General features: G+C 67.3%; 22 protein-coding genes. 9 read left to right on the top strand and 13 right to left on the bottom strand.

The window, feature by feature from the left end:
- Positions 1–188: 188 nt before the first annotated feature.
- The 6 genes from ACQP1O_RS15945 to ACQP1O_RS15920 all read left to right on the top strand — a co-directional run bounded on the left by ACQP1O_RS15945 (position 189) and on the right by ACQP1O_RS15920 (position 5,797).
- Positions 189–1,256, top strand: a complete 1,068-nt coding sequence (locus ACQP1O_RS15945; protein WP_433566553.1) for a phosphatidylinositol mannoside acyltransferase — start codon at positions 189–191, stop codon at positions 1,254–1,256.
- 323 nt (positions 1,257–1,579) lie between these two features.
- Positions 1,580–2,569 carry an AurF N-oxygenase family protein gene (locus tag ACQP1O_RS15940; RefSeq protein ID WP_433567696.1) on the top strand — a complete coding sequence of 330 codons (990 nt, stop codon included), beginning with the start codon at positions 1,580–1,582 and terminating at the stop codon, positions 2,567–2,569.
- Positions 2,570–2,616: 47 nt separating this feature from the next.
- Positions 2,617–3,525, top strand: coding sequence for a Ku protein (locus ACQP1O_RS15935; protein ID WP_433566552.1), 909 nt, complete (start codon positions 2,617–2,619; stop codon positions 3,523–3,525).
- 73 nt (positions 3,526–3,598) lie between these two features.
- Positions 3,599–4,177: a GNAT family N-acetyltransferase gene (locus tag ACQP1O_RS15930; RefSeq protein WP_433566551.1), complete on the top strand. Its 579-nt coding sequence runs from the start codon at positions 3,599–3,601 to the stop codon at positions 4,175–4,177.
- Positions 4,178–4,207: 30 nt separating this feature from the next.
- Entirely contained in the window at positions 4,208–4,702 is a 495-nt protein-coding gene (locus ACQP1O_RS15925) for a hypothetical protein (protein ID WP_433566550.1), read from the top strand.
- 102 nt (positions 4,703–4,804) lie between these two features.
- Complete coding sequence (locus ACQP1O_RS15920; RefSeq protein ID WP_433566549.1) at positions 4,805–5,797, top strand: SMP-30/gluconolactonase/LRE family protein; 993 nt, start codon at positions 4,805–4,807, stop codon at positions 5,795–5,797.
- A 2-nt stretch (positions 5,798–5,799) separates the two neighbouring features.
- Here the strand turns inward: ACQP1O_RS15920 and ACQP1O_RS15915 are convergent, their stop codons facing one another.
- The 4 genes from ACQP1O_RS15915 to ACQP1O_RS15900 form a co-directional block, all read right to left on the bottom strand.
- Positions 5,800–6,423, bottom strand: a complete 624-nt coding sequence (locus ACQP1O_RS15915; RefSeq protein ID WP_433566548.1) for a hypothetical protein — start codon at positions 6,421–6,423, stop codon at positions 5,800–5,802.
- A gap of 111 nt (positions 6,424–6,534) precedes the next feature.
- Entirely contained in the window at positions 6,535–6,990 is a 456-nt protein-coding gene (locus ACQP1O_RS15910; RefSeq protein WP_354846753.1) for a DUF4189 domain-containing protein, read from the bottom strand.
- A gap of 52 nt (positions 6,991–7,042) precedes the next feature.
- Positions 7,043–7,705: a transcriptional repressor LexA gene (gene lexA / locus ACQP1O_RS15905; RefSeq protein WP_364612887.1), complete on the bottom strand. Its 663-nt coding sequence runs from the start codon at positions 7,703–7,705 to the stop codon at positions 7,043–7,045.
- A 64-nt stretch (positions 7,706–7,769) separates the two neighbouring features.
- On the bottom strand, positions 7,770–8,090 hold the full coding sequence (locus tag ACQP1O_RS15900; protein WP_433566547.1) for a cupin domain-containing protein: 321 nt from the start codon (positions 8,088–8,090) through the stop codon (positions 7,770–7,772).
- A gap of 153 nt (positions 8,091–8,243) precedes the next feature.
- Between ACQP1O_RS15900 and ACQP1O_RS15895 the strand changes: the two genes are divergently transcribed.
- A complete protein-coding gene (locus ACQP1O_RS15895; protein WP_433566546.1) occupies positions 8,244–9,332 on the top strand; it encodes an ADP-ribosylglycohydrolase family protein in 1,089 nt (362 codons plus the stop codon).
- A 261-nt stretch (positions 9,333–9,593) separates the two neighbouring features.
- Here ACQP1O_RS15895 and ACQP1O_RS15890 read toward each other — a convergent pair whose 3' ends face one another.
- The 7 genes from ACQP1O_RS15890 to ACQP1O_RS15860 all read right to left on the bottom strand — a co-directional run bounded on the left by ACQP1O_RS15890 (position 9,594) and on the right by ACQP1O_RS15860 (position 15,973).
- Complete coding sequence (locus tag ACQP1O_RS15890) at positions 9,594–9,950, bottom strand: metal-sulfur cluster assembly factor (RefSeq protein WP_354846745.1); 357 nt, start codon at positions 9,948–9,950, stop codon at positions 9,594–9,596.
- Between the two features lie 2 nt (positions 9,951–9,952).
- Positions 9,953–10,426 (bottom strand): Fe-S cluster assembly sulfur transfer protein SufU, encoded by a 474-nt coding sequence (sufU, locus tag ACQP1O_RS15885; protein ID WP_357003409.1) that lies wholly within the window; start codon positions 10,424–10,426, stop codon positions 9,953–9,955.
- A gap of 3 nt (positions 10,427–10,429) precedes the next feature.
- Positions 10,430–11,683: a cysteine desulfurase gene (locus tag ACQP1O_RS15880; protein WP_433566545.1), complete on the bottom strand. Its 1,254-nt coding sequence runs from the start codon at positions 11,681–11,683 to the stop codon at positions 10,430–10,432.
- Positions 11,684–12,457 (bottom strand): Fe-S cluster assembly ATPase SufC, encoded by a 774-nt coding sequence (gene sufC / locus ACQP1O_RS15875; RefSeq protein ID WP_433566544.1) that lies wholly within the window; start codon positions 12,455–12,457, stop codon positions 11,684–11,686.
- A gap of 62 nt (positions 12,458–12,519) precedes the next feature.
- Entirely contained in the window at positions 12,520–13,698 is a 1,179-nt protein-coding gene (gene sufD, locus ACQP1O_RS15870; protein WP_433566543.1) for a Fe-S cluster assembly protein SufD, read from the bottom strand.
- Entirely contained in the window at positions 13,698–15,134 is a 1,437-nt protein-coding gene (gene sufB, locus ACQP1O_RS15865) for a Fe-S cluster assembly protein SufB (RefSeq protein WP_433566542.1), read from the bottom strand. The genes sufD and sufB overlap by 1 nt, the downstream gene beginning before the upstream one ends.
- Positions 15,131–15,973, bottom strand: coding sequence for a helix-turn-helix transcriptional regulator (locus tag ACQP1O_RS15860; protein ID WP_433566541.1), 843 nt, complete (start codon positions 15,971–15,973; stop codon positions 15,131–15,133). Before ACQP1O_RS15860 ends, sufB begins: the two co-directional genes overlap by 4 nt.
- A 146-nt stretch (positions 15,974–16,119) precedes the next feature.
- Here ACQP1O_RS15860 and ACQP1O_RS15855 point away from each other — a divergent pair, with 146 nt between their 5' ends.
- Entirely contained in the window at positions 16,120–16,947 is an 828-nt protein-coding gene (locus tag ACQP1O_RS15855; protein WP_433566540.1) for an NAD(P)H-binding protein, read from the top strand.
- A gap of 129 nt (positions 16,948–17,076) precedes the next feature.
- On the top strand, positions 17,077–18,084 hold the full coding sequence (locus ACQP1O_RS15850) for an LLM class flavin-dependent oxidoreductase (RefSeq protein ID WP_433566539.1): 1,008 nt from the start codon (positions 17,077–17,079) through the stop codon (positions 18,082–18,084).
- A gap of 311 nt (positions 18,085–18,395) precedes the next feature.
- Here the strand turns inward: ACQP1O_RS15850 and ACQP1O_RS15845 are convergent, their stop codons facing one another.
- Both ACQP1O_RS15845 and ACQP1O_RS15840 read right to left on the bottom strand, forming a co-directional pair.
- A complete protein-coding gene (locus ACQP1O_RS15845) occupies positions 18,396–19,964 on the bottom strand; it encodes an IS1182 family transposase (RefSeq protein WP_433565655.1) in 1,569 nt (522 codons plus the stop codon).
- Positions 19,965–20,029: 65 nt separating this feature from the next.
- A complete protein-coding gene (locus ACQP1O_RS15840) occupies positions 20,030–20,599 on the bottom strand; it encodes a peptide deformylase (protein ID WP_433566538.1) in 570 nt (189 codons plus the stop codon).
- Positions 20,600–20,659: the final 60 nt, after the last annotated feature.

Genomic DNA, 20,659 nt, shown 5'->3' with positions numbered 1-20,659 from the left:
CCTCGAATTCTGCGGAACCCCGGCCGTACGGCGCTCTGCCCGTAGATCTTCCGAGGGTTCGCGCTGGCCGGTTCCGTCAACGCGGTATGCGGAAATAGAGCGCGCTTCCTAGTGACCGCGGGCGAGACAACCGGCGCTGGAACGAGATTCGAGCGCCGCACCCCGGCCGAACGTGACACCGTGGCCGTATGAGCGTCAAAGACTGGGTCATCGGGTGCGGCTACGGAGCCGCCTGGTCAATGATCAGGGTTATACCGGAGAGAACGGCCTACCGCCTGTTCGACCGCATCGCCGACCGTCTCTGGGAGCGGCGCGGGACGCAGGTCCTGCAGTTGGAGGCTAATCTGCTCAGGGTCCTGGGCAAGGACACGACGCCGGAACTTCTCACCGAGATGTCCCGCAAAGGCATGCGATCGGCGCTGCGGTATTACAGCGAGGCGTTCCGGATGAACGGGTGGGATCGAAAGCGCATCCTGGACAGTGTCGACATCGCGGACGAAGACCGTGCACGCGTCGCCGAGGCGGTCCACTCAGACCGCGGCGTCGTGCTGGCGCTCGGCCACACCGGCAACTACGACCATGCCGGAGCGTGGCTCATCGCGACGCACTCGATCGAGTTCACCACTGTCGCAGAGAATCTCAAGCCCGAAGCGGTCGCTGAACGGTTCTGGAACTACCGCCGCAAGCTCGGGATGGAAGTTCTGCCGCACGATGGCGGATCATCGGTCTTCGAGACCCTGGCGCGGCGGCTTCGGGAAGGCCGCATCGTCTGCCTCGTCGCGGATCGCGACCTCGGCACCTCCGGTGTCCCAGTGGACTTCTTCGGTGAAACCACACGGATCGCCGCCGGACCGGCGGCACTCGCAGTACAGACCGGCAGCGGGCTGTATCCGGTAAATCTGTGGTATCCGAGTCCGGGGCGGATGGGAATCAGAGTCCATCCTGAGATCCCGGTGCCGCCCGAGGGCACCCTGCAAGAGAAAATCGCCCGGATGACGCAAGCGCTCGCAGATGCCTACGCGGAGGGGATCGCTGCCCATCCCGAGGACTGGCACATGTTGCAGAAGTACTTCCTGGCCGACCTGGATCCTGCGCATTCGGATTCGAGATTTCGGTGCAGCGGCCGGGGACCCGGTTCTGGTGCGGATGTTGGCATAAAGGGGAGCCATTACAGGGCGTTGGCAGAGGCGGTTAGCAACCGCATCTGGAGGCTCCAGGCATGGCCGGTTAGAAGTGCGATTCCAGCGTCCACGTGACCGCGTGGACCCACGGCCCGGGCTCCGCTCGAGCGCGAACTGTCGGCAATCCTGGGCGTGCCCTACGACGAGGTCATGCTCGCCGCGTTCCTGCCGCTGGCCTACACGCTCAGCACCGAGTTCAAGCCCGCGGTCCGCGTCCGGCCCGACCGGGTCCTGCACTGGCAGCGCTGGTGACGGGCGGCGCACCGGGCGAATTCAGGGACACGCGGGCATTTCGGGGTTGTCTGTAACCCCAGTTAGCACTTACCTTGGAGTGTGTTGCACCGCACAGGAGCGGCTTCGGCTTCCGGGCGGCGCGGCACAGAGACGAGGAGGCAATGATGGCTCTGACAACGATGTCGGGCTCCGTTCCGGCGGCACGAGACTACGCGGACGTGCTGCACACCCTGTCGGAGGGATCGGTGTACCGCCGATTCGATCCGTATCTCGATATCGCCTGGGACTCACCCGAATTCGCGATCGACCCCCAGGACCCGCGATGGGTGCTGCAACCGGACATCGATCCGCTCGGCGCGACGCGGTGGTATCAGAACCTGCCCCTCGAGCGGCAGATCGAGATCGGGCGGTGGCGGATCGCCAATGCCATCAAGGTCGGCGCGGCCTTCGAGAGCATCCTGATCCGCGGCATGATGCAGTACATCATGAAGCTGCCCAACGGGTCGCCGGAGTTCCGCTACTGCCTCCACGAGATGACCGAGGAGTGCAACCACATCCAGATGTTCCAGGAGTTGGTCAACCGGATCGGGGTGGACGTCCCGGGGATGCGGCCCATCTTCCGGGCGCTGTCGCCGTTCATCGGCGTGGCCGGCGGTTATGCCTGGCCGATTCTGTTCATCGGCATTCTCGGCGGCGAGGAACCGATCGACCACTATCAGAAGGCGATCATCCGCAACGGCGCGAATCTGCCGCCCGCGGTGGTGCGCTGCATGGAGATCCATATCGCCGAGGAGGCCCGGCACATCTCCTTTGCCAATGAGTTCCTGAAAGAGCATGTGCCGGGTTTCAATCCGCTGTATCGCAATGTCTGTGGTATCGCCTTCCCGCTCGCCATGCGGTGGCTGGCCGGTGAGATCATGGCTCCCCCACCGGAATTCGCCCGCACCTTCGACATCCCCCGCGAGGTCATCAAGGAAGCGTTCTGGCGCTCCCCCACCGCGTCGAAGATCCTCTCCGGATACTTCGGCGACATGCGCTCCCTCGCCGGCGACCTGGGCCTGATGAACCCGGTCACCAACCGGCTGTGGAAGCTCCTGCGCATCGACGGCGACCAATCCCGCTACCGCAGCGAGCCCGAACGCCGGGCCGCCTGACCCCGGGGATACCCACCGGAATCACCCGTCCGAAGTACGATCGGGAAATGCGGTCCATATGGAAGGGCTCCATCGCGTTCGGACTGGTGAATGTCCCCGTGAAGGTCTACACCGCCACGGAGGACCACGACATCAAGTTCCACCAGGTGCACGCCGCCGATGGCGGGCGCATTCGCTACGAGCGGTTGTGCACGGTGGACGGGCAGCCGGTGCAGTATTCCGATATCGACCGGGCCTACGAATCACCCGACGGGGATCGGGTGATTCTCACCGACGAGGATTTCGCCAAACTTCCGGCGGCCGAGAAACACGAAATCCCAGTGTTGCAATTCGTGCCGTCGGAGCAGATCGATCCGATTCTCTTCGACAAGAGCTACTACCTGGAACCCGATTCGACCACGCCGAAAGCCTATGTGCTGCTGGCGAAGACTCTCGAACAGGTGGACCGGGTGGCGCTGGTGCATTTCACGCTGCGCCAGAAGACCCGGCTGGGTGCGCTGCGGGTGCGTGACGGGGTGCTGGTGCTGCAGACGCTGCTGTGGCCGGACGAGGTGCGGGCAGTGGCGTTCGACAAGCTCGAGGGCGTGACCGAGCCGAAGTCCCAGGAATTGACGATGGCCGAGACGCTCGTCGACACGCTGTCCGACGATTTCGATCCGAGCCTCTACGTGGACGAATATCAGCTCGAATTGAAGAAGCTGCTCGACGAGGCGATCGCCAGCGGTTCGAGCAAGGTCACCCGGGCGCCCGAGGCGGTGGCCCCGGCAATGGATGCCGAGGTCGTGGACCTGGTCGCGGCTCTGCAGCGCAGTCTCGAAGCCTCCGGACGCAAGGCGGGTACCGCACCGGCGGCGCCGGCCAAGGCCACCAAGGCTGCGAAGGCGACCGCGGAGAAGAAGCCCGCCAAGAAGGCCGCGAAGAAGGCTCCGGCCAAGCAGACTCGCAAGGGCGCCTGATAGCACGCCCCCGCGCGACCTGGCTGCCCGGCGGGCGCCCGGATGGCCAGCACCCACTGGCAAACTGGCGGGCATGGATTCCGACATATCCAGCCATCCGGATATCGCCGTCGTGCCCATGGGGCTCGGGCATCTGCGTCAGGTCATCGACCTCGGCTACCAGGTGTTCGACACCCAGGCCAAGCCCTACACCTCGTGGTCGCTGACCTCGGTGGCCGAGCATCTCGACAGTGCGGGCCGGTCCTGCTGGGTGGCGGTGGATTCGGATCGGGTCGTCGGATTCGTGCTGGCCTCCATGGAATTCGAGTTGCGCGAGGACTGGGCGTACCTGGAGTGGATCGCGGTGGCGCCCGATATGCAGGGGCACGGTGTCGCGGCCCGGCTCATGACCGCGTGCTGCGATCTGCTGTTCCGCCACGGCGCGGCCCGCATCGTGACCGACGTGGAGAACCACAACACCGCCTCGGCGGCCATGATGCGGCGAAACGGATTCACCGAGGGCACCACGGTGACACTGTTCGTGCGGCCCAATCCGGAAGAGGCCGTGGCCGGGGTCGACGATCAGGTCACCCTCGGACCCGGTACCAAGCGCGATCTCATCCGGCGCGGCCGGATCACCGGGGACGGGCGGCACGGGCGGCCCAGCCGCTAGGTGTCGGACCCTCGCGCTACGGTCGCGGGCATGACCGCCGTCGACGAGACCATGACCGCCATCAACGACGCCGTAACCCTTGGCCGCCAAGGTGATACGGCGACGGCGCGCAAGCAGCTGACCGCGCTGTGGGACAGCATCGGCGCGGGCGGCGACCCGCTGCACCGGGTCTCGCTGGCCCACTTCCTGGCCGACCTCCAGGCGCATGCGGCGGACGCGCTAACCTGGGACATCCGGGCCCTCGATGCCGCCGACGCGCTGACCGACGAGCGGGCTCAGGCCCACCACGCGGGGTTGAGTGTCCGGGGTTTCTATCCGTCGCTACACCTGAATCTCGCCGACAACTATCGCCGCCTGGGCGCGTTCGACACCGCCCAGCGCCACCTCGACGACGCCCGCGACCGGCTCGACGCCCTCGACGAGGACGGCTACGGGCTCGGAGTCCGGGCCGGCATCGCGAATGTCGAAGCGGCACTGGCGGAACGCTCCACCGAGCAGCTACCCACGCACCCCGCCGCGTCGTAACAACCGCCTGACCTTCGAAAATGTCGGCCCGGTGATCATTGCCGGGCTGGACCGGGCGATATACGCTGGCCGCGACCACCGCCCAGCGAAGGGAACGCCTCGATGCCGGAGCCGCGATCGGAAGTAGCTGCGCCGCAAGCGGATCCCAGGGGACGCCGCGCCGGACTGGGCGTAGCCCTCCTGCTGGTCGTCGCCGCGGGCGGACCCGTCGCGATGGCCGGTCCGGCCGCCGCCGATGTACCCGGCACGGCCACGCCGGTTTCCTGCTCCCCCGCCGAACCGGCGATGGCTCTGCCCGCCCGCACGCCGGTGGGCGACTGGTCGGAGAATCTGGGATTCGACGCGGTCGGGGACCTCTGGGTCGCGCGCACCTACCGCAATGCGGTGGAGCGGTACGACCGGGACGGTCACCTCATGGTCAGCGTGCCGGTGTCGAGCCCGGGCGCGGTCCGGCTCGGCCCGGACGGGCTGATGTACGTGACATACGGCAATTCACCGTTCGCCGGGCTCGCCGGGCAGGGCGGCGTGCTCCGATTCGACCCCGCCGCGGCCGTTCCGCAGCCCGAGGTCTTCGTCTCCGGGCTCGGCCAGGCCAATGGCGCCGCCTTCGATGCGGCCGGGAATCTGTTCGTCGCCGACACCACCGCCAATACCGTGGAGCGGATCCGGCCGGACGGAACGCTCGATTCCGAGTGGACCGAGCGGGCCCGGAACGCGCTGGCGGCCAAGGGATCCGGTGCCGACGGGATCGCCGCGGCCGGGAACATCCTCTATGTGACCCTGTTGGAGAGTCCCACGGCGCGCATCGTCGCGCTGCCCGTCGAGGATCCGGCCCGGGCCGGCGTCGCCGTCGATCTGGCGTCCGCGCCGCTCGCCGCGCCGCTGCTCCCCGACGATCTGGCGATCGCTGCCGACGGTTTGCTCTACATCGCGACCGGCAGTGGGCAATTCGTGCGGGCCGATCCGGTCACCCACACCAGCTGCACGCTGCTGTCGGGACAGCCGCTGACCTCGGTGGCCGTCGACCCGTCCGACGACTACACCTTCATCCTCGGCACCGAGGGCGGCGATGTGCTGAAGGCGCACCTGCGCTGAGGTCAATTGTCCTGTGCGGCACGGGCCCTTCCCTCCCGGAAGAATTCCAGCAGGCCCTCGACCGTCGCCACCTCGGCGCGTGGCCGCGTCGCCCCGAAGGACGTGTTCCAGAACTCGCCCTCGCGCCGGGTCCACGGACCGACATACGCGTAGGGCTGCGGGTTGTCCCAGTCTCCCGGGGAGACACCGTAATTCACCTCGTCGACCGCGGCGGACAGATCGAAGTGCTCGGGCCACAGCACCGGTTGTTCCTCGGCGAAGCGCCGTAATGCGGTGTCTCCCACCGCGAACCAGTCGTGCACCGTGGTGGCGGCATCGGCATCGACGCTGAAGGGTTCGTCCGGATCCATGCGGGTGCCATCGGAATACAGGCCCGCGGGCGGGGCGTCGGCCGCGAATCCGGCGGTCGAAGCGAGGTCGCTGTAGGTGCCGTGCAGGCGGATACGGCCCTGTGGCCACACCAGATCGGTGCCCGTCACCGACACCGGCCACTTGACGCCGGTGAAGCCGCCCAGCACGATACGCATGCGGATACTGCCGAATCGGCGGTACTGCGGGCCGGCGATCAGCAGTTCGGCCGCCGCGTGCATTGCGAACCGGGTGTCCTCGTAGGTGATGTCGTCCACGGGGAAATCATCTCCGTCCGGCTGGGCATATTGCTGGAAAATGGGGTCCGGCAAACAAAACAGCGCCACACCGGACGAATCCGGTGTGGCGCCTGGATGATTCGCGATCGGTCAGCTCGCGTTGTCGGTGCACGCCGACAGGATGACCTTGGCCTGGCGCGGCGAGGACGACCCTGTGTCCGGGAAACCCGGGGCGCTCTTGCCGAGCACGTTGATGGCGGCCGACTCGGCCTCCACCTTGGACGGGGCCCACGCCCAGCCGAAGCGGGTGTCGGCGCCCTGTGCGACCGCGCCGCAGGCATTGGCGAAGTGCACGACGACCGCACAGTCGCCGCCGCCGCACTTGTCCACTGCGGTGCTGTCCGCACTGTCCCAGCTGCCGTAGTTCACGGCATAGGCGACGTTTCCGGTGCTCTTGGACAGCGCGAGCGCGCCGTACAGGTCACCGGAGGTGGCGACGAAGACCGGTTCACTGTCCGCCGCGGAGGCGGTTCCGGCGGCCACGGTGCCGATCGCGGCCATCGACGTAACGGCGAGGCCTACACCGGCCTTGCGCAGCAACGACATTCGATTCTCCCCGGGGATGGAAGGTAATAACGGCCGTCATCATGCCAGACGCTCAGACCCGGCGCATGACCGAGACAACCTTACCCAGCACCTGGGCGTGGTCGCCATCGATCACCGGGTAGGCCGCGTTGCGCGGCTCCAGATACACATGCCCGTTGGCGCGGCGGTACACCTTGACCGTGGCCTCACCGTCGATCATGGCGGCCACGATCTCGCCGGTGTGCGCCTCCTGCTGCTTGCGCACCACCACGATGTCGCCGTCGCAGATGGCGGCGTCGACCATCGAGTCGCCGCGAACCCGCAGGCCGAAGACGGTGCCGCGGCCCACCAGCTCGCGCGGCAGGGACAGCACGTCGTCGGTGTGCTCCTCGGCCAGAATCGGCGTACCGGCCGCGATATCGCCCACCACGGGCACCGGCACCGAATTCTCGTCCTGCTGCCGCTGCGGCCCGGCCGCCCGCAGGAACAGCCGCACATCCATGGGTCGGGTCACCGATTCACTGCGCTTGAGAAACCCCCGCTCCTCCAATTCGCGCAAATGTCGCGAAACAGACGAAGCCGACTTCAACCCGACCGCATCACCGATCTCCCGCGTGCTCGGCGAATACCCGTGCCGCTGCACCCAATCGCGAATACTGCACAGAATCCGCTGCTGCCGCTCCGGCAATGTGGAGGTGTCGAGATGCTCGAACCCGTCGAAGTCGTCATAGGTCACCGGAGAATCCTACGGCGGCACCCCGATCGAGATCGATTGCCACACCCGCTGGTTCGCCCGGCGGTTACTCCGGACCCAGAGCGGGCGCGGAAGGAGTGTGCGGCGGCTCCTCGAGTTCGATGAACAGGGCGTGGGTTTCGGTATCGCCGATGTTCTCGCCCGAGTGTTCCTGCGCGGACAGCCAGCGAACCTGCCCCTCGGTCAGCGCGACCTCCACCTGCTGTCCATCAGCGGTGAAGCGGCGGAAGGACGCCAGCGGATACAGCACGCTGTCCGGATGGTTGTGCGGCGAGGTCTTGTCACCCGGCTTGTCCCGGTATTCCAGGACTCGGACGCGTTCGTTCGCGAAAATCACCCGGTACAGATCCGGATCGTCGGTCAGCACGACCGAGGGCCACCGACTCGAAAAGGCTGTCCGGCACCGGGGTACGTGCCAGGTGTGAACCCCTGGCTGCCGGGCCACCGTTGCCGGGTCCTGCCCGCGACGGATGCGGCGCATCGTGACGGCTCTGCGGGCGACGCGCATAGGGTGGGTGGCGTGCAAGATCACGAGAGGCTGTTCGACCGGGTGCGCGGGGCGCTGCTGGGCGGGGCGATCGGGGACGCGCTGGGGTGGCCGATCGAGTTTCTGTCGCTGCAGCAGATCCGGGGGCGGTACGGGCCGGCGGGGGTCACCGGATTGCTGCCCGGCCCGGATCCGGCCGCGCCACAGCAGATCACCGACGACACGCAGATGACGCTTTTCACCGCCGAGGGGCTGCTGCGCTGTCCGCCGGGTGCGGACCCCGCGCCGGTGCTGCGACGCGCCTACCTGCGGTGGCGGGATACTCAGCAGCAGGAGAAACCTGCGGCCGATGTGGACGGGTGGCTGGCGGGGCATCAATTCCTGTATGCCATGCGGTCTCCGGGCAATGCCTGCTTGACCGGGCTGCGGCGGCAGGCCGAAGGGTTCGTGCCGCCGTTGGAGTTCGGGGAGCCTGGGCCGGTGAATCCGAAATCGAAGGGGTGCGGGACCGTGATGCGGTCGGCGCCGTTCGGACTGGCAGGATTCGGTGCCGACCGGGCGTTCCATGCCGCCATGCGATGCGCCCAGCTCACCCATGGCCACCCGACCGGCTACCTCGCGGCGGGCGCCCTCGCCATCGTGATCGACAGTGTCCTGTCCGGAACCGAACTGCCGATCGCGGTGCAGGACACCATCTCCCGGCTCGCCCCGATGCCCGCGAGCGCGGAAACGATCACCGCCCTCGCCGCCGCCCTCACCACCGCGCACCTGGGTGACCCCACCCCGGAGCGGCTGGAGCGAATCGGCGCCGGGTGGTGCGCCGAGGAGTGTCTGGCCATCGCCGTGTACTGCGCACTGCACACCTACCGCACCGGCGATATTCGCGCCGGACTCCTGCTGTCGGTCAACCACTCCGGCGACTCCGACTCCACCGGCGCGGTGGCAGGTAACCTCATCGGCGCCATCCACGGCCTCGAGGCCCTGCCCATGGAATGGGTGGCCGCCGTCGAGGGTCGCGACGAATTGTTCCGGGTCGCCGACGATCTCGTCCTCAACTTCTTCTACAACGATCGCACGGCCCTCGCCGACCGCTACCCCCTCGATCGAGGCCTCGACCAGTGATCGGGAAGGGTGTCGTCCACGAAATCCGGGCCGTACGAACCGAATCGCCGAATCCCTTCCAGGCCAACGGCACAGGGCATGATTCCGTAGGACACAGCGCCCTCCCCGATGACAGTTCTTCCGGGCCGGTGAGGACTGCTCCCGCCGAGACGATTCGGCGCAAGCTCTCCAGTCAGCCGAATGGGTCGAGGACCCGGACGCAACGATGCGGACCGATCCGAATCGGATCGGTCCGCATCGTCGGCTGAGTTACCGGTCCCGCTAGACCGTGAAGCCGAGGGCGCGCAGCTGTTCGCGGCCGTCGTCGGTGATCTTGTCGGGGCCCCACGGGGGCATCCAGACCCAGTTGATCTGGAGGTCTTCGGCCAGGCCTGAGCGCACGAGGGCGTTGCGGGACTGGTCTTCGATGACGTCGGTCAGCGGACAGGCCGGAGAGGTCAGGGTCATGTCGAGTTTGGCGATGCCGTCCTCGAAGGTCATGCCATAGACCAGGCCGAGGTCGACGACATTGATGCCGAGCTCGGGGTCGACGACGTCGCGCATCGCCTCCTCCATGTCCTCGAGGTGCTGGATCTCCTCGGGGGTGAGTTCCTTGGCCTGCTGGTCGGTTTCGCTCATCTCTACTCCCCGTTGCCCATCGTCTTCTTGGCTTCCTCGGCCGAGGCGATCCGCACCACGGCGTCCTTGAAGGCCATCCAGCCCAGCAGCGCGCACTTCACGCGGGCGGGGTACTTGGCGACGCCGACGAACGCGATGCCGTCGCCGATCACCTCTTCGTCGCCCTCGACGGTGCCGCGGCCGGTGACCATCTCGTCGAACGCCTCGACCACCTTCAGCGCCTGCTGCACCGGCAGACCGATGACCTGGTCGGTGAGCACCGAGGTGGACGCCTGGCTGATCGAGCAACCCTGGCCGTCGTAGGACACGTCCTTGACGTCGCCATTGCCGTCGATGTGCACGCGCAGCGTCACCTCGTCACCGCAGGTGGGGTTGACGTGGTGCACCTCGGCGCCGAAGGGCTCGCGCAGCCCTCGGTGGTGCGGGTGCTTGTAGTGGTCCAGGATGACTTCCTGGTACATCTGCTCCATGCGCATGGTCTATGCAACTCCGAAGAAGCTCTGGGCCTTCCGCACCGCGGCCACCAGCTGATCGACCTCGTCGAGGGTGTTGTACACCGCGAACGAGGCCCGCGCGGTCGCGGCGATACCGAAGTGCCGGTGCAGCGGCCACGCGCAGTGGTGACCCACACGGACGGCGACACCCTGGTCGTCGAGGATCTGGCCGACGTCGTGGGCGTGAATACCGTCCACCAGGAACGACACCGCGCCGCCGCGGTTCACGTTCTCGGTCGGGCCGATGATGCGGACGCCTTCGATCTCGCCCAGACCTTCGAGCGCCGCGCCGATGAGCGAGTGCTCATGCGCCGCAACGGCTTCCATGCCGACACTGCTCAGATACCGGACAGCCGCGCCCAATCCGACGACCTGCGAGATCATCTGCGAGCCCGCCTCGAACCGCAGCGGCGGCGGGGCGAAGGTCGAGTGATCCATGTACACGGTCTCGATCATGGAACCACCGGTGATGAACGGCGGGGTGTCCTCGAGCAGCTCACGGCGGCCGTACAGGATGCCGACGCCCGAGGGGCCCAGCATCTTGTGACCGGAGAAGGCCGCGAAGTCGACGCCCAGCGCCTTGAAGTCCACCGCCATGTGCGGCACCGACTGGCAGGCGTCCAGCACCACGATCGCGCCGACTTCCTTTGCACGGCGCACCAATTCGGCGACATCCGCGACCGCGCCGGTCACGTTCGACTGGTGGGTGAAGGCGACCACCTTGGTGGCGGGCGACAGCTCCAGCGAGTCCAGGTCGATGCGACCCTCGTCGGTGACGCCGTACCATTTCAGCGTCGCACCGGTCCGGCGCGCGAGTTCCTGCCACGGCACGAGATTCGCGTGATGTTCGAGCTCGGTGATGACGATCTCGTCGCCGGGCCCGACGCGGTACGGGAATCGGTCGTCGGAGAAGGCGTAGGCCACCACGTTCAGCGACTCGGTCGCGTTCTTGGTGTAGACGATCTCGTCCGCGCCGACGCCGACGAACGCCGCGATCGCCGCGCGCGCCGCCTCGTAGGCCTCATTGGCCTCCTCGGCGAGCTGGTGCGCGCTGCGATGCACGGCCGCGTTGTGTTCGAGCAGGAATTCCCGCTCGGCGTCGAGCACCTGCAGCGGACGTTGCGACGTCGCACCGGAATCCAAGTACGCCAACGGTTTTCCGTCGCGCACGGTCCGGCTCAGGATCGGGAAGTCGGCCCGGATCCTGGCGATGTCGAGAGTCCCCACGGTGCTGGTCATTTAGGCTCCTACGGAAGCTGAGGTGAAGCGCACGTAGCCGTTCGCGTCGAGTTCCTCGGCCAGCTCGGAGCCGCCCTCGGCCACGATGCGACCGCCCACGAACACGTGAACGAAGTCCGGCTGGATGTAGCGCAGGATGCGGGTGTAGTGGGTGATCAGCAGGATGCCGCCGGTCTCCCGCTCCTTGTAACGGTTCACACCCTCGGAAACAATCCGCAGCGCGTCCACGTCCAGACCCGAGTCGGTCTCGTCGAGGATGGCGATCTTCGGCTTGAGCAGGCTCAGCTGCAGGATCTCCTGGCGCTTCTTCTCACCACCGGAGAAACCCTCGTTGACCGAGCGATCGCCGAAGGCCGGATCGATGTCCAGCTCGGCCATGCCCTCCTTGACTTCCTTCACCCAGGTGCGCAGCTTGGGGGCCTCGCCGCGGATGGCGGTGGCGGCGGTGCGCAGGAAGTTCGAGACCGAGACGCCCGGGACCTCGACGGGGTACTGCATGGCCAGGAACAGGCCCGCCCGCGCACGCTCGTCGACCGACATCTCCAGCACGTTCTCGCCGTCGAGGGTGATGGTGCCCTGGGTGACGGTGTACTTGGGGTGCCCGGCGATGGCGTAGGACAGGGTCGACTTGCCGGAGCCGTTGGGGCCCATGATCGCGTGGGTCTCACCGGACTTCACAGTCAGGTTGACGCCCTTGAGGATCTTGATGGGCTCGGCGTTCTCGTCCGGGTTGGCGACCTCGACGTGCAGGTCCTTGATTTCCAGGGTGGTCATCGAATTCGAATTCCTTTGCAGGGATGGGAAGTAGTGGGCTGTTATCCGACAGCGGCTCGCCGCTAAGCGCCGACAGCGGCGAGCTCGGCCTCGATGGCCGCCTCGAGCCGCTCCCGGACCTCGGGGACGGTGATCTTCTGAATGATCTCGAAGAAGAAGCCGCGCACGACCAGACGCCGCGCCGCCTCCTCGCTGATACCGCGCGAGCGCAGGTAGAACAGCTGCTCGTCATCGAAACGGCCGGTGGCCGAGGCATGTCCGGCGCCGACGATCTCGCCGGTCTCGATCTCCAGGTTCGGCACCGAGTCGGCGCGCGCGCCATCGGTGAGTACCAGGTTGCGGTTGGCCTCGTAGGTGTCGGTGCCCTCGGCCGCCGCGCGAATGAGCACATCGCCCACCCACACGGTGCGCGCGTCCGGCTTGCTGGAGGACGGATCGCCCTGCAGCGCACCCTTGTACAGCACGTTCGACTTGCAGTGAGGCACCCCGTGATCGATCAGCAGGCGCTGCTCGAAGTGCTGGCCGTCATCGGCGAAGTACACGCCGAGCAGCTCGGCGTCGCCGCCCGGGCCGTCGTAGCGGACGTTCGCGGTCAAGCGCACCAGATCGCCACCGAGGGTGACATTGGTGTGCCGCAGGGTGGCGTCACGACCCAGCTTGGCGTGATGCGCGGTGGCATGCACGGCATCGTCGGCCCAGTCCTGGATGACGGTGACATTCAGCTTGGCGCTGTCGCCGAGCACGAATTCCACATTCTCCGCATAGGTTCCGTTGCCGCGCTGATCCAGGACCACGTTCGCGACGGCGAAATTGCCGAGGCGGATCTGGGTGTGCCCGTAGGCGGTCCTGCCCTCACCCGGACCCGTGATGGTCACGATAACCGGCTCGGCCACTTCGACTTCCGAGCCGACGGACACGATGGTCGCCTGCTCGAAACCGGAGTACGCCTGCGCGGCAACGCGATCGGTGGGGGTGCCGGCGACACCGAGACGGGCGTCATCGCGGCCGACGGTCTCGACCGTCACACCCGCGGCGGTGTTCGCCTCGACGACAGCCTGCCCGTCGCGCACCGCGGTGCCGTCGTGCAGGCCGCGCAGCCGGCGCAACGGGGTGAATCGCCACGCCTCGTCATGAGCCGAGGGCACCTCGAAGGCGTTCACGTCGAAGGACGCGAACACCTCGCCCTTGTTGACGGCGGGCACGCGGCCCTCGGCAGCAACGGCAACATTCTCGACCGTCATCAGCCGACGGCTCCTTCCATCTGCAGTTCGATCAGGCGGTTCAGCTCCAGCGCGTACTCCATGGGGAGCTCCTTGGCGATGGGCTCGACGAAGCCGCGCACCACCATGGCCATCGCCTCGTCCTCGGTGAGGCCGCGGCTCATCAGGTAGAACAGCTGGTCCTCGGACACCTTGGACACGGTGGCCTCGTGGCCCATGGTCACGTCGTCCTCGCGGATGTCGACGTAGGGGTAGGTGTCGGAGCGGGAGATGGTGTCCACCAGCAGCGCATCACACTTCACGGTCGACTTCGAGCCGTTCGCACCCTTGTTGACCTGCACCAGACCGCGGTACGAGGCACGACCGCCGCCGCGCGCCACCGACTTGGAAATGATGGTCGAGGAGGTGTGCGGCGCCAGGTGCAGCATCTTCGCACCGGTGTCCTGGTGCTGGCCCGCACCGGCGAACGCGATGGAGAGCACCTCGCCCTTGGCATACTCACCGGTCATCCACACGGCCGGGTACTTCATGGTGACCTTGGAGCCGATATTGCCGTCGACCCACTCCATGGTCGCGCCGGCCTCGGCCTTGGCGCGCTTGGTCACCAGGTTGTAGACGTTGTTCGACCAGTTCTGGATGGTGGTGTAGCGGCAGCGGCCGCCCTTCTTCACGATGATCTCGACCACCGCGGAGTGCAGCGAATCCGAGGAGTAGATCGGCGCGGTGCAGCCCTCGACGTAGTGGACGTAGGCGTCCTCGTCGACGATGATCAGCGTCCGCTCGAACTGACCCATGTTCTCGGTGTTGATGCGGAAGTACGCCTGCAGCGGGATGTCCACGTGCACGCCCGGCGGCACATAGATGAACGAACCACCCGACCACACGGCCGAATTCAGCGCGGAGAACTTGTTGTCACCCGAGGGGATGACCGAGCCGAAGTACTTCTGGAAGATCTCCGGGTGCTCCTTGAGACCGGTGTCGGTGTCGAGGAAGATGACGCCCTGCTTCTCCAGGTCCTCTCGGATGGAGTGGTAGACGACCTCGGACTCGTACTGCGCGGCGACACCCGCGACCAGCCGCTGCTTCTCCGCCTCCGGGATGCCCAGCTTGTCGTAGGTGTTCTTGATGTCCTCGGGCAGTTCCTCCCAGGACGCGGCCTGCTTCTCGCTCGAGCGCACGAAGTACTTGATGTTGTCGAAGTCGATGCCCTCGAGGTTGGAGCCCCAGCTCGGCATGGGCTTCTTGTCGAAGATGCGCAGCGCCTTGAGACGGAAGTCGAGCATCCATTCGGGCTCGTTCTTCTTCGCCGAGATGTCGCGCACGACGTCCTCGGACAGGCCGCGCTTGGCACTGGCACCGGCGACATCCTTGTCGGCCCAGCCGTACTCGTAGGTACCCAGGGACGCGATGGTCTCTTCCTGGGACAGCGGCTGCACCTGGTCGGTGGTCGTCGTCATTCGGCACTCCTTCCGGAGTCATCTGTAGAAGTCGTTGCGGGCTGTGCAACGGGGGTCGATGCGGAATTCTTTTGGGCGGTATTCGATATGGGGGGCACTGCGACGAGCGGGACGTGCGTGGTGCAGGCGCAGTCGCCATTGGCGATGGTCGCCAGGCGCTGCACGTGCGTACCGAGAATCTCCCGGAAGGCTTCGAGCTCGGCCGCGCACAGCTCGGGGAACTCCTCGGCGACATGCGAGACCGGGCAGTGGTGCTGGCAGATCTGTACGCCCGCACCGACCTTCCGGGTCGAGGCCGCGAATCCGGCGTCGGTGAACGCGTCCGCGATCTCCTCCGCCTTGGCCTCGGTCTCGGCCGGGGTGTGCTCGGCGAGCTCGCCGACCCCGGACACGATGGTCGCCACCCGCTTGCGCGCGAACTCGGTGATGGCCTGGTCCCCGCCGATCTCGCGCAGCTGCCGCATGGCGGCTCCGGCGAGGTCATCGTAGGCGTGCCCCAGGCGGCCACGGCCGGTGGCCGTCAGCTGGAACTGCTTGGCGGGACGACCACGGCCCTTCTGCTGCCACGGCGCCGACCGCGTCGCGTGAGCCTCGCCCGATTCGATGAGCGCATCCAGGTGCCGGCGCACGCCCGCCGGGCTCAGGCCCAGGCGTTCGCCGATGGCGGTCGCGGTGATCGGGCCCTCCTCCAGCAGCAGCTTGATGACGGCTTCCCGAGTGTGACCCTCACCCGCCGGCACGGGCACGACAACGGACCGGGCACCCTCGAGTTGGTGCCCGGCCTGTTCCGCGTTCCGCAAACCCACGGTTTTCACAACATCAGTGTGACGGAATTCCATCCCTCATTCCAGTAAGGGTCACCTGACCTGATCTTCGCGACCTGGGGCGATGGGGTCGGGTGTGATTCGGGCCACCATAGATATCCCGGCATTTCGGAAATTCGGCCCGGTCACGGTGGGTTTCCGAAAACGTGAACAGTGTGCTCGTGGTGGGTGCGACGGGAAACGTCGGCCGGCAGGTAGTCGCCCAACTGGTCGCGGCGGGGGTGCGGACACGAGCGCTGGCTCGCGATCCGGAGACCGCCGGCCTGCCGCCCGGAGTCGAGGTGATGGGCGGGGATCTGGCCGAGCCGGAATCCCTGGCCGCGGCCGCGGACGGGGTCGACTCGGTGTTCCTGGTGTGGCCGTTCCACGGGACGCAGGGCGCGGCGCAGGTACTGAAGGTGCTCACCGGGCACGCCCAGCGCGTCGTGTATCTGTCGTCCACGACTGTGAACGACCAAGGGCCGCAATCGGATCTGATTCCGCAGTTGCATGCCGAGATGGAGGCGCTCATCGAGGCCTCGGGGCTGCCGTGGACCGTGCTGCGCGCGGACACCCTCGCCTCCAACGCGCTGGGCTGGGCGGGGCAGATTCGCGCTGGTGACGTGGTGCGCGGGACCGAGGTCGCACCGAGCGCGGTGGTGCACGAGGGCGATATCGCGGCCGTGGCGGCGCGACTGCTCACCGATCACTCGCACACGTGGCGGAAATACCTGGTGACCGGGCCGCGGGTGGTCGGGCGGGCGGATCAGGTCGCGGCGATCGGCGAGGTGCTGGGTCGTTCGCTGCGGTTCGAGGCGCTGCCGCTGGAGGCGGCGCGGGAGTCGATGACCGGGGCCGGACTGCCGGCGCGGCTGATCGAATCACTGCTGTCGATGGCCGAATTCCGGCCACGCTCGGATCTGGTCACGCCGACCGTGGCCGACCTCACCGGCCGGCCGGCGCGGGATGTCCGGGACTGGGCCGCGGAGCACGTGGAGAAATTCCGGTAGCCGACCGGTGGCCCGGTGGCCGCTCGGGGAGGTGCGGGCATAAGTTCGATGCCGATCGAATTATCACTGGGTGCGGGTGCCACAGCGCCCGCCGTCCAGACCACGACATCCACGAAAGCCGGTGCCAGCATGCCCATCGCACTGTCCCTCCTCGACCTGGCGGTGATCGCGCCCGGTCAGACCGCGCGTGACAGCTTCCGGAACAGCGTCGCGCTGGCGCAGGCGGCGGAACGCAGTGGGTACCAGCGGGTCTGGTATGCCGAGCACCACAATATGAACTCGATCGCGTCCAGCGCGACCAGCGTGCTCATCGGCCACGTGGCCGGGCATACCGAGACCATCCGGCTCGGTGCGGGCGGAATCATGCTGCCCAACCACTCGCCGCTGGTGATCGCCGAGCAGTTCGGCACCCTCGAATCGCTGTACCCGGGTCGCATCGACCTCGGGCTGGGCCGCGCGCCGGGCAGCGATCAGGAGACCATGCGGGCGCTACGGCGTAATCCATCCTCGGCGGACACCTTCCCGCAGGACGTGCTGGAATTGCAGGGGTACCTGACCGGGAACTCGCGGATTCCGGGCATTCAGGCGGTGCCGCGCGCGGAAGGCGTTGTGCCGCTCTACATTCTGGGGTCGTCGCTGTTCGGCGCGCAGCTGGCCGCGCACCTGGGCCTGCCCTACGCCTTCGCCTCCCACTTCGCGCCCGACTCCCTGCACGAGGCCGTCCGCGAATACCGCGACCGGTTCCGGCCCTCCGAGCAACTGGCCGAGCCGTATGTCATGGCCGGAGTCAATGTGTTCGCGGCCGAGGAGCGCGCGCAGGCCGAGGAGCAGAAGACCATCTCCTACCGGGCGCGCACCCGCGCGTTCATCAAGCGCGGCGCGGCGGGCATGGACTTCTCCGACGAGGAGATCGACGCCTTCCTGGCCTCGCCCAATGGCCGTCACCTGGCCAGGATGACCACGTACACCGCCGTCGGCACACCCGCCGATGTCGTGGCGTACCTGGAGGATTTCGCGGCCGATATCCAGGCCGACGAACTCATCACGGCACACCACGCCCAGAACATCGACGACCGGGTGCGCTCGATCGAGCTGACCGGCGCGGCGATGGACGCACGCGAATCCGTCACGCGCTGAAGCCTTCGCTGGCCTGTTCACCCTCGCCGGCCGGCCCACGCCCTCGGCAGCGCGCGCGTATTCCTCACCGCCCTGGCCGGATTCGCGCTGTCAGCGTCCAGGATCGACCCTGGGAGTTGAGGCCGATGCATTCACCCGGTAGGGAGACCGGGACCTAGGAGACTGCTGAATAAGCCCGGTTTGGTGGGTGGCCGCGCGTAGCGCGGCCACCCACCACTGGTTTCTGGTGATGGAGTGAGTGGGGCTCTCGGGGGCTGGGGTGTGCCCTTCGGGAGGGTGTCCGGCCGAGTCTGTCGGGGTCGTGGGCCGGGTCAGGCGATGGCCCAGGTTCCGGCGGTGTTGGTGAGGCCGAGGTTGAGCAGTCGTCGCAGGTTCAGTGCGGCCATGCGCCGATGGAGCCAGTGATCGTTGGCGGATGTGCCGCGGTAGCGCAGTTTTCGGCAGCGGCCTTTCGGGCCGACGAGCCAGGAAATCGATCGCTCGACCATGGGCCGGTGCTGCCGGTAGGTTTCGACCAACTCCGGCTGCTCGTGCCAGTCGCGTCGGGCGTGGCGCAGCAATCGGTGGTGTCGATGCAGGTTCAGGGTGCGGCCGGACTTGCTGGCGGTGCATCGCGCTCGCAGCGGGCAGTCGCGGCACGCGATGCCGAAGACGACTTTGTATTTGGCGGTGATCGAGCGGGTGACCCCGTTCGGGCAGGTCACGGTCGCATCGTTGTGGAAGGTGAACTCGTCGAGAGTGAATCCGCCCTCGACAGCAGGACGCAGCGGGGCGGGTTTGATGATCGCGGTATGGCCGCGCTGGGATAATTCGGCGCGCAGGTCTCCGGTGCCGTATGCGTTGTCGCCCAACACTTCTCGAGGGCCATCCTCGCTCGCGAGCAAACGCAGGCCGACGACGGCTTCGTGGTTGTCGCCGCCCGCGCCCCGGGTGAGGCTGCCATCGGTGAAAAGGCCGGTGTCGGGTTCGACCGCGACGTGGGCCTTGTAGCCGTCCTGGCGGTTGTGCACAGTCTTGTGGACATGGCGGGCCTCGGGATCGACCACCGAGATCACCCGATCCTCGGCGACGCGGCGCGCGATGCGCCAGCGCCCGTCGGTGCCGTCGGAACCCTCGGCCGGTTCCACATCCTGCCCGGCGACCAACGCCAGCAGCGCCAGCGCCTGCGACGCCTTCTCGGCCACTGCGTCGTCGAATCCGGTGCCGGCCAACGCATTCACGACCGCCGTCGCATCGTTGACCAACGCCGACACCAGTGCTTCCCGCGCGGTGGTGTCGTCCCAGGCGATCGCCGGTTTACCGGGATCGTCGTAGTCGTGGGCATGGCATTGCGCGGCGATGACCGCCGCCGCGCCGGGCACCTCGCGGCGCACCCGCCGGATCGCGGCGATCAACTGGGTCACCGTGTCCTGAGTGGCGACCGCGTCGTCGAGCACCACCGAATCCAACGCGCGCCGCGTTTTACCTTGCAGCACACCAGTTTCGGCGACCACGGCGCGGACCGCGTCGAAGATCCGGTTCGGGTTCTGCGATCGCGCCAGCCGCCGACGCCAATAGGTCAGCGTCGACGCATCGAACCCGGCGTCGTCCAACGCCAGCCCGCACGCCACCTTCCACCGCAGGTCACACCGCAACGCGGCCACCGTTTCCCGATCCGACAAATCGTGCAACGCCTGCAACACCATCACCGATGCCGCGACCTCGCCCGGCAGACTCGGCCGCCCGGTCCTGCTCGGAAACAGATCCTCGAACATCGCAGCCGGGAACACCTCCCGGCGATGCTCTGCCAGAAACGCGAACACACTGCCCGCCGGAACCAGATGCCCCACCAGCGCCGCCGCGTCCATCAACTCCGGATTCGACCCACACTCACCCTGCACCCCAATAATTCGTGTCGGCCCGGTCCTTCGGACCGGGCCGACACGCCACGTTATTCAGCAGTCTCCTAGTCGTGGAACGGGTCGGTGTCCTGGCCGGGCAGCCAGGAGCGGCCCGCTTCGGTCCAGCCATTGGCCTTGATCATCTTCTTGGCGGCGCGCTGATTGCGGCCGATGAGGCGGTCCAGGTACAGGTGGCCGCGCAGGTGATCGGTCTCGTGCTGCAGGCAGCGGGCCAGGTAGCCGGTGCCGGAGACGATGACCGGCTGGTTGTGGATGTCGACGCCCGACACCTCGGCCCAGTCGGCGCGACCGGTCGGGAACCATTCGCCAGGGACCGAGAGGCAGCCCTCGGCGTCGTCGTCGGGGTGGGGCATGGTCTCCGGGATCTCGGAGGTCTCGATGATCGGGTTGATGACGTGCCCGCGCCGGCGGCCGTCGGCGGTCATGAGGTCGTACACGAAAACCGCACGGGGATCGCCGATCTGATTGGCCGCCAGGCCCGCGCCCCGGGCCGCGGTGTTCGTCTCGAACAGGTCCTCGACGAAAGCGGCCAGCTCCGCGTCGAATTCGGTGACGGGCACGGCCGGAGTGGACAGTCTGGGGTCACCGGCGATGAGGATCGGTCGAACAGCCATGCCCTATTTCTTCCAGAAGCAGGCCGACCGGTTTCCGCCGGGGTCCAGCAGCGGGAATTC

It is taken from the genome of Nocardia sp. CA-151230 (genome assembly GCF_050942175.1).
Lineage (GTDB): Bacteria > Actinomycetota > Actinomycetes > Mycobacteriales > Mycobacteriaceae > Nocardia.
Note: the sequence above shows the minus strand (reverse complement) of the source record. Positions and strands in the feature narration are given on the sequence as shown.

Excerpts from the sequence above, each read along its gene's own strand:
- ACQP1O_RS15945 (WP_433566553.1), top strand. The coding sequence starts at position 189 with ATGAGCGTCAAAGACTGGGTCATCGGGTGCGGCTACGGAGCCGCCTGG.
- ACQP1O_RS15940 (WP_433567696.1), top strand. The coding sequence starts at position 1,580 with ATGGCTCTGACAACGATGTCGGGCTCCGTTCCGGCGGCACGAGACTAC.
- ACQP1O_RS15935 (WP_433566552.1), top strand. The coding sequence starts at position 2,617 with ATGCGGTCCATATGGAAGGGCTCCATCGCGTTCGGACTGGTGAATGTC.
- ACQP1O_RS15930 (WP_433566551.1), top strand. The coding sequence starts at position 3,599 with ATGGATTCCGACATATCCAGCCATCCGGATATCGCCGTCGTGCCCATG.
- ACQP1O_RS15925 (WP_433566550.1), top strand. The coding sequence starts at position 4,208 with ATGACCGCCGTCGACGAGACCATGACCGCCATCAACGACGCCGTAACC.
- ACQP1O_RS15920 (WP_433566549.1), top strand. The coding sequence starts at position 4,805 with ATGCCGGAGCCGCGATCGGAAGTAGCTGCGCCGCAAGCGGATCCCAGG.
- ACQP1O_RS15910 (WP_354846753.1), bottom strand. The coding sequence starts at position 6,990 with ATGTCGTTGCTGCGCAAGGCCGGTGTAGGCCTCGCCGTTACGTCGATG.
- ACQP1O_RS15890 (WP_354846745.1), bottom strand. The coding sequence starts at position 9,950 with ATGAGCGAAACCGACCAGCAGGCCAAGGAACTCACCCCCGAGGAGATC.
- sufU (WP_357003409.1), bottom strand. The coding sequence starts at position 10,426 with ATGCGCATGGAGCAGATGTACCAGGAAGTCATCCTGGACCACTACAAG.
- ACQP1O_RS15880 (WP_433566545.1), bottom strand. The coding sequence starts at position 11,683 with ATGACCAGCACCGTGGGGACTCTCGACATCGCCAGGATCCGGGCCGAC.
- sufC (WP_433566544.1), bottom strand. The coding sequence starts at position 12,457 with ATGACCACCCTGGAAATCAAGGACCTGCACGTCGAGGTCGCCAACCCG.
- sufD (WP_433566543.1), bottom strand. The coding sequence starts at position 13,698 with ATGACGGTCGAGAATGTTGCCGTTGCTGCCGAGGGCCGCGTGCCCGCC.
- sufB (WP_433566542.1), bottom strand. The coding sequence starts at position 15,134 with ATGACGACGACCACCGACCAGGTGCAGCCGCTGTCCCAGGAAGAGACC.
- ACQP1O_RS15860 (WP_433566541.1), bottom strand. The coding sequence starts at position 15,973 with ATGGAATTCCGTCACACTGATGTTGTGAAAACCGTGGGTTTGCGGAAC.
- ACQP1O_RS15850 (WP_433566539.1), top strand. The coding sequence starts at position 17,077 with ATGCCCATCGCACTGTCCCTCCTCGACCTGGCGGTGATCGCGCCCGGT.
- ACQP1O_RS15840 (WP_433566538.1), bottom strand. The coding sequence starts at position 20,599 with ATGGCTGTTCGACCGATCCTCATCGCCGGTGACCCCAGACTGTCCACT.